The organism is Paenibacillus cremeus, from assembly GCF_007786445.1.
GTDB lineage: Bacteria > Bacillota > Bacilli > Paenibacillales > NBRC-103111 > Paenibacillus_G > Paenibacillus_G cremeus.
In genome coordinates, this window is record NZ_VNJI01000001.1 from 204,706 (window position 1) to 218,183 (window position 13,478).

The 13,478-nt window shown below is 54.5% G+C and carries 13 protein-coding genes; 12 read left to right on the forward strand and 1 reads right to left on the reverse strand.

Annotation, left to right across the window (positions count from 1 at the left end; genetic code table 11):
• From FPZ49_RS00900 to hemY, 12 genes are all read left to right on the forward strand, one after another.
• A complete protein-coding gene (locus tag FPZ49_RS00900; protein WP_186445536.1) occupies positions 1-588 on the forward strand; it encodes a non-ribosomal peptide synthetase module in 588 nt (195 codons plus the stop codon).
• A 439-nt stretch (positions 589-1,027) separates the two neighbouring features.
• Entirely contained in the window at positions 1,028-1,429 is a 402-nt protein-coding gene (gene speD / locus FPZ49_RS00905) for an adenosylmethionine decarboxylase (protein WP_144842626.1), read from the forward strand.
• Between the two features lie 109 nt (positions 1,430-1,538).
• On the forward strand, positions 1,539-2,069 hold the full coding sequence (locus tag FPZ49_RS00910) for an S-adenosylmethionine decarboxylase (RefSeq protein ID WP_144842464.1): 531 nt from the start codon (positions 1,539-1,541) through the stop codon (positions 2,067-2,069).
• Positions 2,070-2,594: 525 nt separating this feature from the next.
• Positions 2,595-3,995 (forward strand): glutamyl-tRNA reductase, encoded by a 1,401-nt coding sequence (hemA, locus tag FPZ49_RS00915; protein ID WP_144842627.1) that lies wholly within the window; start codon positions 2,595-2,597, stop codon positions 3,993-3,995.
• A 16-nt stretch (positions 3,996-4,011) separates the two neighbouring features.
• Positions 4,012-4,836 (forward strand): cytochrome c biogenesis protein CcsA, encoded by an 825-nt coding sequence (gene ccsA / locus FPZ49_RS00920; protein WP_144842465.1) that lies wholly within the window; start codon positions 4,012-4,014, stop codon positions 4,834-4,836.
• A gap of 16 nt (positions 4,837-4,852) precedes the next feature.
• Positions 4,853-5,578 (forward strand): precorrin-2 dehydrogenase/sirohydrochlorin ferrochelatase family protein, encoded by a 726-nt coding sequence (locus tag FPZ49_RS00925; protein WP_261381185.1) that lies wholly within the window; start codon positions 4,853-4,855, stop codon positions 5,576-5,578.
• Between the two features lie 63 nt (positions 5,579-5,641).
• Positions 5,642-6,571, forward strand: coding sequence for a hydroxymethylbilane synthase (hemC, locus tag FPZ49_RS00930; protein ID WP_144842466.1), 930 nt, complete (start codon positions 5,642-5,644; stop codon positions 6,569-6,571).
• Positions 6,572-6,585: 14 nt separating this feature from the next.
• Positions 6,586-8,118 (forward strand): uroporphyrinogen-III C-methyltransferase, encoded by a 1,533-nt coding sequence (gene cobA / locus FPZ49_RS00935; RefSeq protein WP_186445537.1) that lies wholly within the window; start codon positions 6,586-6,588, stop codon positions 8,116-8,118.
• A gap of 31 nt (positions 8,119-8,149) precedes the next feature.
• Complete coding sequence (gene hemB / locus FPZ49_RS00940; RefSeq protein WP_144842468.1) at positions 8,150-9,142, forward strand: porphobilinogen synthase; 993 nt, start codon at positions 8,150-8,152, stop codon at positions 9,140-9,142.
• A 177-nt stretch (positions 9,143-9,319) separates the two neighbouring features.
• On the forward strand, positions 9,320-10,393 hold the full coding sequence (gene hemE / locus FPZ49_RS00945; RefSeq protein WP_144842469.1) for a uroporphyrinogen decarboxylase: 1,074 nt from the start codon (positions 9,320-9,322) through the stop codon (positions 10,391-10,393).
• Between the two features lies 1 nt (position 10,394).
• Entirely contained in the window at positions 10,395-11,333 is a 939-nt protein-coding gene (hemH, locus tag FPZ49_RS00950) for a ferrochelatase (protein WP_144842470.1), read from the forward strand.
• A 5-nt stretch (positions 11,334-11,338) separates the two neighbouring features.
• Positions 11,339-12,757, forward strand: a complete 1,419-nt coding sequence (gene hemY, locus FPZ49_RS00955) for a protoporphyrinogen oxidase (RefSeq protein ID WP_391563792.1) — start codon at positions 11,339-11,341, stop codon at positions 12,755-12,757.
• Positions 12,758-12,786: 29 nt separating this feature from the next.
• On the opposite strand, the gene FPZ49_RS00960 is transcribed toward hemY, so the two are convergent.
• Entirely contained in the window at positions 12,787-13,449 is a 663-nt protein-coding gene (locus FPZ49_RS00960) for a Crp/Fnr family transcriptional regulator (protein WP_144842472.1), read from the reverse strand.
• Positions 13,450-13,478 lie beyond the last annotated feature (29 nt).

The following is a 13,478-nucleotide window of genomic DNA, read 5'->3' on the forward strand; positions in this document are numbered from 1 at the left end:
ATGGCAATGAGGTTAGCGACTGAATACGTCAAAACCCACATGCAACTAACGGAAGCCGAGATGGCCATGTTTATTCAAATGTTTGTTGATCATGAGGCAGCTCTGCAAATCAAAGTGCTTGAAAACGGGAGTCAAGAGGTGGTATTAAAGGACGATTCGGAGGAAGAAATTCTTCTGTCGTTCGAAAAACATGCGAATTTGTATGTGTGCCAAGGAACGTGCCGCATCACGAACAAAAATTTGGTGAATTTGATGCGTAAAGCCGTCTCCACATTTAAAGGGGATGCGATTGTTCACCGGATTTATCCGACCTATACAATGGTGTATACGTACAAGCATGGCGCTGTGGTTCAAATCGTGGAGAAATCGGAAACGTCCGAGAAAGTCGTGTTTGAATACAAGGACACGATCGGTCAGCTCGAGCAGCTGTTCCAGAGAAACGAAGTGGAGCATGAGATTCGCATGATCAAGGAACAAATCAACGCGATGCTCGATCTTAGAAACGATATGCAAGAGCCTGCCATCCGCGAGCAGATTGACGAACGTTTGCACAAGCTGACGCATCGTCTGTTCGTACTCGAAGCTTAATATATATTCAATCTACGACATAGAGGAACTCTACTGATGCTCATTTTTAGGAGCGAGGCGGGGTTCTTTTTTGCATGTTTATGCATTTTTTTGGTTGGTGAATCGGGTGCGAATTAGCCCTGCAAACCTAGACTAGCCGCGGTACAAATGGGCGTGCAGCCTCGCATGATATATACACAACCGACAAGCTGATCTCATATTAATATTCTTGTGTGCATGGCGCGAAAAACGAATATTTGCCCGCCTAAAAAAAAGTATTGCAATTCTGTTCAATAGATGTTATTTTTATTCTCGTTGAAAAACAAAATAGGAACCAGGATTCACTCAGGACATGTAATGTTGCGAGAGATTTTTCCCTCGGGAAGTGAATGACGTAGGTCCTAGCGGATGAAATTTTCAAAACATTTTATTCCTAGGAAGGGGGAACCGAAAGATGGAAATGGAATACTCAACTTTCGGAAGACATGTAGCTGTAGACACTTGGGGAGTCGACTTCGATCTTCTCAACAATTCAGAATGGTTACAAGCGCAAATGGTAGAAGCAGCTGAGGTATGTGGAGCAACTGTATTGTCGGTGCAGTCCAAACAATTTGAGCCTCAAGGGGCGACGGTATTGGTACTGCTGTCGGAAAGCCATCTCTCCATTCACACGTATCCTGAGAAAGGTTTCGCAGCGCTGGATTGCTATACCTGCGGTGAAACTGTGGATCCGCAACTCGCGATCGAGCACATGCTGTCCGTGTTGAAGCCAGAGGTTACACATGCTAAGAAACTGGTTCGCGGTATGGGCGAATTGCAAGTTGAAACACCGGTATTGAAGCAAGTTGCATTGGTAAAATAAGAGTCGGTTAAGATATAGTAGCCACGGAGAAATCCGTGGTTATTTCTTTTGTCCGCGCCCCATACAATCTCAAATAGAGCTTGTTTGGGGAAAGGAATGAGTCACGGACATGAGAAGAGTGCGCAAAAAACTATTCATGTATCTGATCGCAGCCCTCTTGATTGGCTGGCCGATCATTCAGATGGTAGAGATGGTTGTTCACCATGAGCCACAGGAAAATGCGGAGAAGCTGTTATATCAAGTATCCTTTTTTCAAATGGAGCTGCTGGGCAGCTACTTGACGGAAAGTGTCAAAATAAGCAATACCGACGGCTTTAACGCCCTGCGCCAATCCGTCTACTCCGCTCAATTCGCTCATGACCATCTCAGCTCCGCGTATGGCGAATCCCATCTCCCGCGGCTAGACTCCCTAGCGCAATTGATGCAGTACTTACTCCGCCTTCAAATCGGCGGCGGCCGCCCTCTAAAGACCGAGGAGCAGCAAACCATCGCCGAGGTCAATCGACAATATGCGGAAATCTACGACGCTTACGGTAAGCTGGTTACCTCCAGCGGCGCTCTGGTCTCCTCCCAGGCCGATCGAATGGCCAAGGCCGACAAGGCCATCTCCGAGCTGCTGAAGAAGAAGCTCTTGCAGTAGGTGGTATATCCCTTCCACGGATGGTTGAAAATAAGAAGGTTGGGGCCGCTTCCGAAGGAAGTCGGCCTTAGAAGCGGTGCAGCGTTGTTCGGGGGATGGATCGCTTCCGCCAGGAAGCCGCTCCTCTCCTGAACAAAACGTGATCTCAGCACATAGTCACGGCAAAACGCATCTCTGCAACAGTCATCGTTAGTAAAGCCGCTCCCACCTCACAGGTAATCGTGTCGCAGCATGCGACAAACGCGCTCAATAAGACGCATCAAAGTTACATACAGCACGGAGCGGGGGTCACGAAGTAAGTCCGACGGATGTTTGCGTCGGACTTACTTCAAGGGGCTGCGGCCCCATGGGGTCCCCCTTGCAAGGGGGATTTAGGGGGTTGGCCGGGGGCGTGGGGCCCTCCCCAAACCAAAAGGGGTTGCAAGGGGAAGCCCCTTGTAACAAACTCTTCATATTATTTTGTCGAACAATCTTAATTTTGTGGTATAATAAATTGAATTTATGAGGAGGAGGCAGGTGACCCAGATGCACATTGTCGTAGCAGGACTAAATTATCGGACAGCCCCGGTGGCCATTCGTGAGAAATTTGCTTTTGCGGAAGGAGACTTACCGCAGGCACTGAAGGAGCTCAAAGCAACCAAGAGCATCATGGAATGTGTCATTGTGGGCACCTGTAACCGGACGGAATTGTATGTAGCGGTCGATACGCAGCAGCTGTGCGGACATCATTTGCGTGCGTTTATCGAGAAATGGTTCGGCGTGCCGAAGGAAGAGTTCAACAAGCACCTGTACCTGCATGAGAATGAGCAAGCGATAGAGCACCTGTTCCGCGTCACGAGTGGGCTCGATTCGATGGTCATCGGTGAAACCCAGATTCTCGGACAAGTTCGGGATGCTTTTTTGCTGGCCCAACGTGAAAAAACGACCGGAGTCATTTTCAACACGCTGTTTAAGCAAGCTGTGACTATGGCCAAGCGGGCGCACTTCGAGACAGGGATCGGCGACAATCCGGTATCGGTCAGCTATGCCGCGGTCGAGCTGGGTAAGCGGATTTTTGGCAGCTATGAGCACAAGAAGGTGCTGATCATCGGCGCCGGCAAAATGAGCGAATTGACCGTCAAGCACTTGTACGCCAACGGGGCGGACAAGGTGATCGTCGTCAACCGGACGCTGGGTCGAGCTCAAGAGCTGGCGGAGAAGTTCAGCGGCATCGCCAGCACGATGGACAAACTCCTCACGCATTTGGAGGAGGCGGATATTGTCATCAGCTCCACTGGAGCAGCAGGCTTGGTGTTAACGGCCGAGCAGGTATCCAGCGTATTGCAGAAGCGCCGTTCGCGCCCACTGTTTATGATCGACATTGCCGTTCCGCGGGACTTAGATCCACGGCTGGGCGAGATGCCGAATGTCTTTTTATACGATATCGATAATTTACAGTCGCTCGTCAATAGCCACCTGGAGGAGCGCCATCGCGCCGCGGTCAAGATCGAAGAGATGATCCGTGCGGAGATCGTTGCCTTCAAGCAATGGACGAAGACGCTGGGCGTTAGCCCGGTCATTCAAGCGCTGCAGACCAAAGCGAATGTGATCCACGAGGAAACGATGGACAGCTTGATGAAGAAGCTGCCGGATCTGGATGAGCGCGAGCTGAAGGTCATTCACAAGCTGACCAAGAGCATTGTAAATCAGATGCTTCGCGATCCGATTGTCCGCATCAAAGAAATGGCGGCTGAGAAGCACGGGGACGAAGCGCTGGAGATGTTTACGAAGATTTTCGCTTTGGAAGAGCCGCTTGCTGAGCAAGAACGGGCTGAGCTGGCCGCAAGGCAGCTGGCAGTGGAAGCGGAGCAGGAGCGGCTGAAGGAAGAGCTGCTCGCCAAAGTGAGAGGCGCAGGCAGCCCGGCTAATGCGCTCTCCAAAGCTTAGACCGGGAGGGGACACCATGGTCAAGCAAACGTGGTTTTACGATGCGATAATTTATATTTACGCCCTGAGCCTGCTGTTTTACTTCTCGGACTTTGTCGGTCCAAATCGAAGTGCAAAACGGATGGGGACAGGGTTGCTTTCTTTTGTCTGGGTTCTGCAGACGATTTACTTGGCGTACAACCTGATTACCCATAGCACTCCCATGGCGTTCTCTCGATTCGAGACGCTTTTTGTCCTATCCTGGCTGCTGGTGACGGTGTCGCTGATTATTAATCGGTTTGTCCGGATTGAGTTGTTTGTATTTTTAATCAATGTGTTTGGTTTTGCGATATTGGCGCTGAATTTTTTCAGCAACCCGACGATTTCCCCGACGCTCGCTTCGTGGAAAATTAACGATGAGCTGCTCTTTATCCATATCTCCCTTGCGGTGGTGAGCTATGCGGCGTTTGTCGTATCGGCGATTTTTTCGGGCATGTATTTGTTCTTACATAGGAAGCTCAAGTCGAAGCAGTGGTCGCAGCAAATGCTCCGGCTGCCGAGCCTGGAGAACACCGATCGGTATGCTTTCCTGTCGGTGGTGATCGGAGCGCCGCTCTTACTGCTTACGCTAACGCTCGGGATTGTGTGGATCGCGCTGGAGGGCAACTATATGCTGTTCTTTGACCCGAAGGTGCTGAACTCTTGGTTTGTTCTCTTGGCTTACATTTTTTATTTGTTTCAGCGGTTGCTGCTTCGCTCGCCGGGCAACCGGCTGGCGCTTTGGAATTTGGCGGCCTTCTTCGTCACGCTGCTGAATTTCGTGGCTGCGAATGTATATTCGACGTTTCACCAGTGGTCCTAAACGGAGGGGTCGCAAGTTGACAGATAGACCGTATTATCCGGTCATGCTGAATATGGCCGGCGCGCCGTGCTGCCTCATCGGCGGCGGCCGGGTGGCGGAGCGCAAAGCCCTTGCGCTCCTTGAAGCTGAGGCTCACGTCACGGTCGTGAGCCCGGTGTTCACGCCGCAGCTGGAGGCGTGGGCAGCCGCAGGCTCGATTACGGCGCTTCGCCGCCGATACGAGCCCGGGCTGCCGGCGCTGGCCGCTGCGCGGCTGGTGTTCGCGTCCACCGACGATGCGTCGGTGAACGCGGCGGTGCGAGCCGAGGCGGAGGCGCTCGGCAAGCTCGTGAACGTGGCCGACGACGCGGCGGCCAGCGGGTTTATCGTGCCGGCGACCGTCCGGCGCGGCAGGCTGACGCTCGCGGTGTCGACCGCGGGCGCGAGTCCGGCAGCCGCCGCCATGGTGCGGCGGCGGCTGGAGGGGACCTTCGGCCCGGAATACGGGCCGTATTTGGAGCTGCTGCACGAGCTGAGGCTCGTCGTGCAGCAGGCGGTGCCGGACACCGCGGTCCGGCAGGAGCTGTTTCGCGCCATGCTCGAATGGCAGCTGCTCCCGCTCTTGAAGAGCGAAGCGTCATCAGAAGCGCTGGAGACGCTGCGCGGCGATTTGCTTCACCGCGTACAGCAGGCCCCGACGCTCGAGGGCATCCGCAGCATCGGAGCCTGGATAGGTCTACAACAGCCGGAAGCTGGGCGATAATGGATAGAGGTTTTCAATAAGTTGAAATTTGAACGGTTTTTACATATAAAGGGGTTGAAACGTATGCGTAAGATCGTAGTGGGTACAAGGCAGAGCGCGCTGGCGCTGACACAGACCGGTCAAGTCATCGATCAGCTGAAGGCGCTGTGCGAGCAGCATGGCATCGAAGCCGAGTTCGAGCTAAAAAAAATCGTCACTAAAGGCGACCGAATTCTCGATGTGACGCTGTCCAAGGTGGGCGGCAAGGGCTTGTTTGTAAAAGAAATCGAGCAGGCGCTGCTCGACGGCGAAGTGGATCTAGCGGTACATAGCATGAAGGACATGCCATTTGAGCTGCCGGAGGGCCTGATGGTAGGCGCCGTACCAGAGCGCGAGGACCCGCGGGATTGCCTCATCACCAAGGATGGCCGCGGACTGGATGACCTCCCTCAGGGGGCCAAAGTCGGCACGAGCAGCTTGCGGCGCTCTTGCCAGCTGCAGCATTACCGGCCGGACCTCCAGATCGAATCACTGCGCGGCAACATCGATTCCCGCCTGCGCAAGCTGGAGACCGAGGGCTTCGATGCCATTTTGCTCGCTGGTGCAGGTTTGCACCGCATTGGCTGGAAGGATCGGATCAGCGCGTATTTGTCGCCTGAGCTGTGCCTGCCTGCTGTCGGGCAGGGGGCGCTCTGCATCGAATGCCGGGATAACGATCCGTTCATTTTGGATCTGCTGTCCAAATATCGCCATGAGGAAACCGTCGTGGCGGTGGCTGCCGAGCGCAGCTTCCTGGGCCGATTGAATGGCGGCTGTCAGGTGCCGATCGGGGCGTACGCTAGAGTCACAGATAACCAGGAGATTATACTCACCGGCATGGTGGGCTCGCCGGACGGCAAGCAGCTGCTCAAAGAGACGATCGCCGGATTTGATCCGGACAAGCTGGGTTTGGAGCTGGCCGAGGCGCTCATCGCTAAAGGAGCTTCGCAACTACTGGCATTAGCCGCAGAATAGGGGAGAAGCGGGACATGGAGAAGGGGATCGTTTATCTTGTCGGGGCCGGGCCGGGAGACCCGAAGCTGATTACGGTAAGAGGCTTAGAGGCCATTCAGCGGGCGGATGTCGTGGTATACGACCGTCTGGCCAGCCCGCGCTTGCTGAAGCATATGAAGCCGGGAGCCGAGAAAATATTCGTCGGCAAGCTTCCGGACAAGCATATGCTAAAGCAGGAGGAAATCAATCAGCTGCTCGTCGATCTGGCGCTGCAAGGAAAGACGGTGACACGCCTGAAGGGCGGAGACCCGAGCGTATTTGGCCGCGTCGGGGAAGAAGCCGAGCTGCTGGCTGAAAACGGTGTGACCTTCGAGATCGTTCCTGGAATTACATCCGCGATCGCCGTTCCCGCGTATGCGGGCATTCCGGTGACGCATCGCGATTTTACTTCGTCCTTTTCCATTGTGACCGGTCATGAATATAAGAACAAAACGTATTCCAAGGTGAATTGGGAAAATCTGGCCCAGGCCTCGGGGACGCTCATTTTTCTCATGGGCGTGGCCAACCTGGACTACATCAGCTCGCAGCTGATCGATTGCGGCAAATCGCCTGAAACGCCTGTAGCGTTAATCCGCTGGGGCACGTGGATGGAGCAGCGCACGCTGACCGGAACGCTCGCCGACATTGCGGAGAAGGTGAAGGCGGCGGGCTTCCAATCTCCAGCCGTGACGATCGTCGGAGAGGTTGTGAAGCTGCGGGACAAGCTGGCTTGGTTCGAGAAGAAACCGCTGTTCGGACGCCGGATTCTGGTCACGCGCGCGCGCAGTCAAGCCAGTGATCTGGTCACTCAAATTGACGAGCTGGGCGGCGAGGCGATCGAGTTCCCGGTGATCCGGATTCAGCCTCCGAGCCGTCCGGAAGTACAGGAAGCCCGCGATGCGGCGCTGAATCGGCTGCCTGATTTCGACTGGGTGTTTTTTACGAGTGTGAATGGCGTGGAGTCGTTCTTCACCCGGCTGCGGGAGCTGAGGATCGATATTCGCGCGCTGGCAAACGCCCGCATAGCCGCGGTTGGCCCGAAAACGGCTCAAGCACTGGAGGAGCGCGGCCTCGTCGTCGAGACGCTGCCTCCGCAGTTTCAAGCCAGCTCGCTGCTGGACACCGTCGCATCAGAGCTGAAGCCGGGCCAGCAGGTGCTGCTGCCGACCGCGGACATCGCACGCGAAACGCTGCCGAACAAGCTTCTGGAGATGGGGCTTGCGGTGACGAACATCGATGTATATGAAAATGTGCTGGAAACCGAAGGCGGCGATGAGATCATCGACCTCTTGAAGCAGGGGAAGATCCATATCGTTACCTTCACCAGCTCTTCTACGGTTACAAATCTGCTGCAGGCTATCAAGACGCTGGGAGAAGACCCGCTGGAGCTGCTTCGTAACTGCCGTATCGCCTGTATCGGGCCCGTAACGGCACAAACGGCGGAAGATGCTGGACTTTCGGTGGATTACCTGGCGAAGGAAGCAACCGTTTCGTCGCTGGTAGCCAGCATGTTTGAACAAGTGGTTTAAGCAAGTATTGAAGTTTGAAGGAGGATAACCCATGAGCTTTCCGTTAGTACGCAACCGCAGGCTCCGCACATCCCAAGCGATGCGGAACCTGGTTAGAGAAAATACAGTGACTCGCCATGATTTAATTTATCCGATTTTTGTTACGCACGGCACAGGAATCAAAGAAGAGATCAGCTCGATGCCGGGTGTGTACCATTTTTCAATCGATACGTTGGAAGCGGAAATCCGCGAAGTGACCGAGCTCGGCATTCAAGCGGTGCTGCTGTTCGGAGTGCCGGAGACGAAGGATGCTCATGGCAGCTCCGCGTACGATCCGAATGGGATCGTGCAGGAAGCGACGCGCCGGATCAAGGAGTGGAACCCGGAGCTGCTGGTCGTAGCGGACACCTGCTTGTGCCAGTTTACCGATCACGGCCATTGCGGCGTGGTTCATTACAATGAATCGAAGAAGCGCGCCGACGTCTTGAACGACGAATCGCTAGCACTGCTGGTCAAGACGGCTGTATCGCAAGCCGAAGCCGGAGCCGATATCATCGCGCCATCCAACATGATGGACGGCTTTGTGTATGCCATTCGCCAAGGTCTTGACGAAGCGGGCTTCGATCATGTGCCGATCATGTCCTATTCGGTGAAGTATGCATCCTCGTTCTACGGCCCGTTCCGGGATGCCGCACATTCGACGCCGCAGTTCGGCGACCGTAAGACGTATCAGATGGACCCGGCCAACGGCCGCGAAGCGATTCGCGAAGCGGATGCCGATGTAGCGGAAGGCGCCGATATGCTGATGGTGAAGCCGGCCATGGCGTACATGGACATTATCCGCACGCTGCGTGACCGTTATGATTTGCCGATTGTGGCCTACAACGTGAGTGCCGAGTACTCGATGGTCAAGGCTGCGGCCCTGCAGGGCTGGATTGACGAAAAATCGGTTGTGCTCGAGACGATGGTGGGCTTCAAGCGCGCCGGCGTGGATCTGATCATCACCTATTTTGCCAAAGATATTGTTCGCTGGCTGAACAACTAGACCTATACGAAGTGCAATAACCCGTTCTCTTGCTTTGGAGGAGACGGGTTTCTTGCTTTGCGCCGCCTTGTCAAACTTTTGTCGGAAACTGACGCTGACATACGTTGTTACGCCCTTCCAAATAGGGCATAATGGGAAGTAGATTATTGGGAAGTCTGCGGAAAAGAGGAAATGGCCATGAGTTATAATGATACATTTATTCGTGCTTGTAAGAAGCAGCAGGTCGATAAGCTGCCGGTTTGGTACATGCGTCAAGCGGGACGCTACGATCCGGATTACCGTAAAATTAAAGAGAACTACAGCCTGCTCGAAATTTGTCAGCAGCCGGAGCTGGCGGCGGAAGTAACGCTGATGCCGGTGAAGAAGCTCGGTGTCGATGCGGCGATTTTGTATTCGGACATTATGAATCCGGTGGCGTCGATCGGGATTGATTTTGACATTGTGAAAAACATCGGTCCGGTGATCCATAATCCGATCCGTACAGCGGACGATGTGCGCAAGCTGACACCGATTCAGATTGAGAAGGACTTGTCCCATATTATTAAAACGATTGAAATTCTCGTCGCGGAGCTGGAAGTGCCACTCATCACGTTCGCTGGAGCACCGTTCACGATCGCCAGCTATTTGATCGAAGGCAAGCCGTCCAAGAGCTATATTCGCACGAAAAGCTTGATGTACGGAGAACCGGACGTCTGGTTCATGCTGATGGACAAGCTCGGCGATATGGTCATCGCCTACCTGAAATCGCACATTGCGGCAGGGGCTAAGGCCGTTCAGCTGTTTGACAGCTGGGTGGGCGCGTTGTCTCCGGTTGATTTCCAAACCTATGTGCTGCCGACGATTCAACGCATTTTTGCGGAGCTTAGCCATCTGGGCCAGCCGAAAATTTATTTTCCTGGCGTGAGCTCCGGCGAGCTGCTTCCGTCCTTGCAAGGGCTGCAGGCGGATGTGATCGGACTGGATTGGCGTTTGACGATTGCGGAAGGCCGTAAACGGTTAGGCGGCAAGTACGCGGTGCAGGGCAATCTGGATCCGTACATACTAACGGCGCCGATGAACGTCATTAAAGCGCAGGCTAAGGCGATTATCGACGAAGGAATCAAAGAGCCAGGGTATGTGTTTAACTTCGGACACGGCCTGTTTCCCGAAGCGTCGCTGGAGAAGCTGAAGGAGCTGACGGACTTCGTTCACGAGTATTCCCGCGAGGCCCTGAAGGCGCAAAGCCAACTGAAACAGGAAAGCGGTGTTTAAGATGACACAAAAAAAACGCATCGGTGTTTTGGTCATGTCTTATGGCACGCCGGAGAGCATGGATCAGATTGAAGCCTATTATACGCATATCCGCCGCGGCCATCCGCCGACCCCTCAGCAGCTGCAGGATTTGAAGGACCGCTATGAAGCGATTGTGGGCGGCTTTTTCCCGCTGAGAGAGAATACGAACAACCAAGTCAAGGCTTTAGAGGATAAGCTGAATTCGGCGCATCCGGAGATCGAGTTCGTGTGCTACCAAGGGCTTAAGCACGCTTCTCCGCTCATCGAAGACGGTGTGGAGCAGATGGCGAAGGACGGGCTGAAGGAAGCGATCGGTGTCGTGCTGGCGCCGCACTATTCGGTGATGAGCGTGGGCGGCTATATCAAGCGGGCGAAGGATAAAGCCGATGAGCTGGGACTGAGCATGCAGTTTGTGCGCAGCTACCAATTGCATCCGCAGCTGATCGAGGCTTTGACGATCCGCGTTAACGAGGGCTTGGCGCGATTTGAAGGCGTCGATAAGAATGATGTTCGCGTCATCTTCACCGCACACAGCCTGCCGGAAAAAATATTGGAAATGAACGATCCGTATCCGGAGCAGCTGCTAGAAACGTCCAAGGCGATCGCCGCCAAGGTTGGCATTACGAACTGGCAGTTTGGCTGGCAAAGCGCCGGTCAGACCGGCGTACCGTGGCTCGGACCGGACATTCTGGATGTGCTGCAGACGATTACGGAAGAGAAGCAGGCGGAGAATGTGCTCGTTTGTCCGATCGGCTTCGTATCGGATCATTTGGAAATTTTGTACGATCTCGACATTGAGGCGCAAAAAACGGCGAAGCAGCTCGGTCTGCACCTGGAGCGCACGCGCTCGTTGAACACGGACCCGCTGTATATTGAAACTTTGAGCGATGTCGTGTATGCGCTGGTAGAAAAGGGCTGATCAGCATGGCAAAGCATGTGGTTATTATCGGAGGCGGCATCACAGGGCTGAGCGCCGCCTTTTACTTGAAGCAGGCGATGAAGGCCAAGGAAACCCCCGTGCGAATTACCGTTCTCGAGAAGGGAGATTCGTTCGGGGGCAAAATCCATACCCTCAAGAAGGACGGCTTTATCATCGAAAAAGGCCCCGATTCGTTCTTGGCACGGAAGATGCCGATCATTGACCTGACGCGAGAGCTGGGGCTGGAGGATCAGCTGGTGCCGATGAATCCGGATGCTAGAAAGACGTACATTCTCAGCAGCGGCAAGCTGCATCGGATGCCGCAGGGCCTCATGCTGGGCATTCCGACCGAGGTGGGGCCGTTTATGCGGACGGGTCTCTTGTCCATCGGCGGGAAGGCTCGCGCAGCACTCGACCTGGTCCTCCCTAAGCGGACGTCCCAGGAGGACGAGTCGCTTGGTCACTTCCTGGAGCGCCGGCTAGGTACCGAGGTGCTGGGGCGCATTGCCGAGCCGCTTTTGGCTGGCATTTATGCTGGAGACACGTACAAGCTGAGCCTGCAGGCAACGTTTCCCCAGTTCCGTTCGATTGAGCAGAAGCATCGCAGCCTGATTCTGGGCATGATGAAAAACCGCAAGTCCGGGGGCGAAGAAAGCCGTACACTGCCGGATGCGGCGCGTAACTCGATGTTTTTGTCCTACGAAGAGGGCTTGGAGACGATTGTCCATGGATTGCTGGATGCGCTCGATGATGTGCATTTAGTTACGAAAACAGGCGTTTCCAGCGTACGGAAGGCTGAAGAGGGCTACGAGGTCGTCCTTGAGAACGGCAGCGTGGAGCAGGCCGACGGCGTCATCGTGGCGCTGCCCGGGTACGGGATTGCCAAGCTGCTGGGCGACGAAGTGGCGGGCGTGAAGGAATTGGACCGGATCGATTACGTGTCGGTGGCCAATGTGATTCTTGCGTTCGATGAGAAGGATATCCCCAAAGGGCTGGATGGCTCAGGCTTTCTGGTGCCGCGGAAGGAAGGGCGCTTTATTACGGCCTGTACCTGGACGTCGAAAAAATGGCTGCACACCGCGCCTGCAGGCAAAGTGCTGCTGCGCTGCTATGTCGGCCGATCCGGAGATGACCGGTGGCAGCACATGTCGGAGGAAGAGCTGATTCGTGCGGTTCGTCAAGATTTGAAAGACATGATGGGGATTTCGTCGGAGCCTTTGTTTACAGAGATTACGGAGATGAAGCGGTCAATGCCGCAATACCCTGTAGGTCACTTGGATTTGGTCCGCCGGGTGCGCCAAGCGCTGTCGGAGCGAATGCCCAAGGTCAAAATCGCAGGTGCGGCCTTCCATGGCGTCGGCTTGCCGGATTGTATCCGCCAAGGGAAAGAAGTGGCGAATGAGCTCGCGGGACAGCTGGTGTAACAAAAAAACCAGGGAAGGGTTTCCCGGGCTTAGCCTCTCAGCTTGGCTAGATCCAGCACGATGTCGGTGCCGACGAACGAGAGAATCTGCTTTTCTTGAAAGTCGCGGATAACTTGCATTAGCACAGGCTTCTGTACGCCGGCCAGTTGACTGACTTCGTCATAGTTAAGCTTCATGCGAAGGGTGATATGATGGCCATTTCGTGAGCCGTTCTTGTTGAAGAGCGTGATCAAGCTTTTAATGACGCGTGTGCGGTCATCGAGGAAGGTTAGATCGTACACGTGCTGATTCGTGTCCCTCAGCCGGCTGCACAGCTCGCGCATGATAAGCAGGCTGATATCAAAATTGGAGCGCAGCAGCTCCAAGAAGCTTTGTGCGGTGAGCGCGATCAGTACGCTGTCCTCCAGAGTTTGCGCCGAAGCGGAGCGAGGCTTGCCGTCGATCAAGGAGAGCTCGCCGAAGCTGTCACCGGCATGGAACAGCGATAATATTTTTTCTTCGCCATTGTGCGCGCGATTGTAGACCTTGACCGATCCGCTGAACACGAGGTAGAAGACGGAGCCCGGCTCTTTTTCCTGGAACAAGACGGTGCCGGAGCGGAATGATTTTTTGGAGCAGATGCCCGCGATGGAGGTTAGCTGGTCTTGATTCAGACCGGCAAATAAAGGCACCTTGGTTAAAAATTCAATCATGATTTCTCCTCGTTTCGAAAAAGGTAGAT

Coding starts and splice junctions, on each gene's coding strand:
- FPZ49_RS00900 (WP_186445536.1), top strand. CDS start 1: ATGGCAATGAGGTTAGCGACTGAATACGTCAAAACCCACATGCAACTA.
- speD (WP_144842626.1), top strand. CDS start 1,028: ATGGAATACTCAACTTTCGGAAGACATGTAGCTGTAGACACTTGGGGA.
- FPZ49_RS00910 (WP_144842464.1), top strand. CDS start 1,539: ATGAGAAGAGTGCGCAAAAAACTATTCATGTATCTGATCGCAGCCCTC.
- hemA (WP_144842627.1), top strand. CDS start 2,595: ATGCACATTGTCGTAGCAGGACTAAATTATCGGACAGCCCCGGTGGCC.
- ccsA (WP_144842465.1), top strand. CDS start 4,012: ATGGTCAAGCAAACGTGGTTTTACGATGCGATAATTTATATTTACGCC.
- hemC (WP_144842466.1), top strand. CDS start 5,642: ATGCGTAAGATCGTAGTGGGTACAAGGCAGAGCGCGCTGGCGCTGACA.
- cobA (WP_186445537.1), top strand. CDS start 6,586: ATGGAGAAGGGGATCGTTTATCTTGTCGGGGCCGGGCCGGGAGACCCG.
- hemB (WP_144842468.1), top strand. CDS start 8,150: ATGAGCTTTCCGTTAGTACGCAACCGCAGGCTCCGCACATCCCAAGCG.
- hemE (WP_144842469.1), top strand. CDS start 9,320: ATGAGTTATAATGATACATTTATTCGTGCTTGTAAGAAGCAGCAGGTC.
- hemH (WP_144842470.1), top strand. CDS start 10,395: ATGACACAAAAAAAACGCATCGGTGTTTTGGTCATGTCTTATGGCACG.
- hemY (WP_391563792.1), top strand. CDS start 11,339: ATGGCAAAGCATGTGGTTATTATCGGAGGCGGCATCACAGGGCTGAGC.
- FPZ49_RS00960 (WP_144842472.1), bottom strand. CDS start 13,449: ATGATTGAATTTTTAACCAAGGTGCCTTTATTTGCCGGTCTGAATCAA.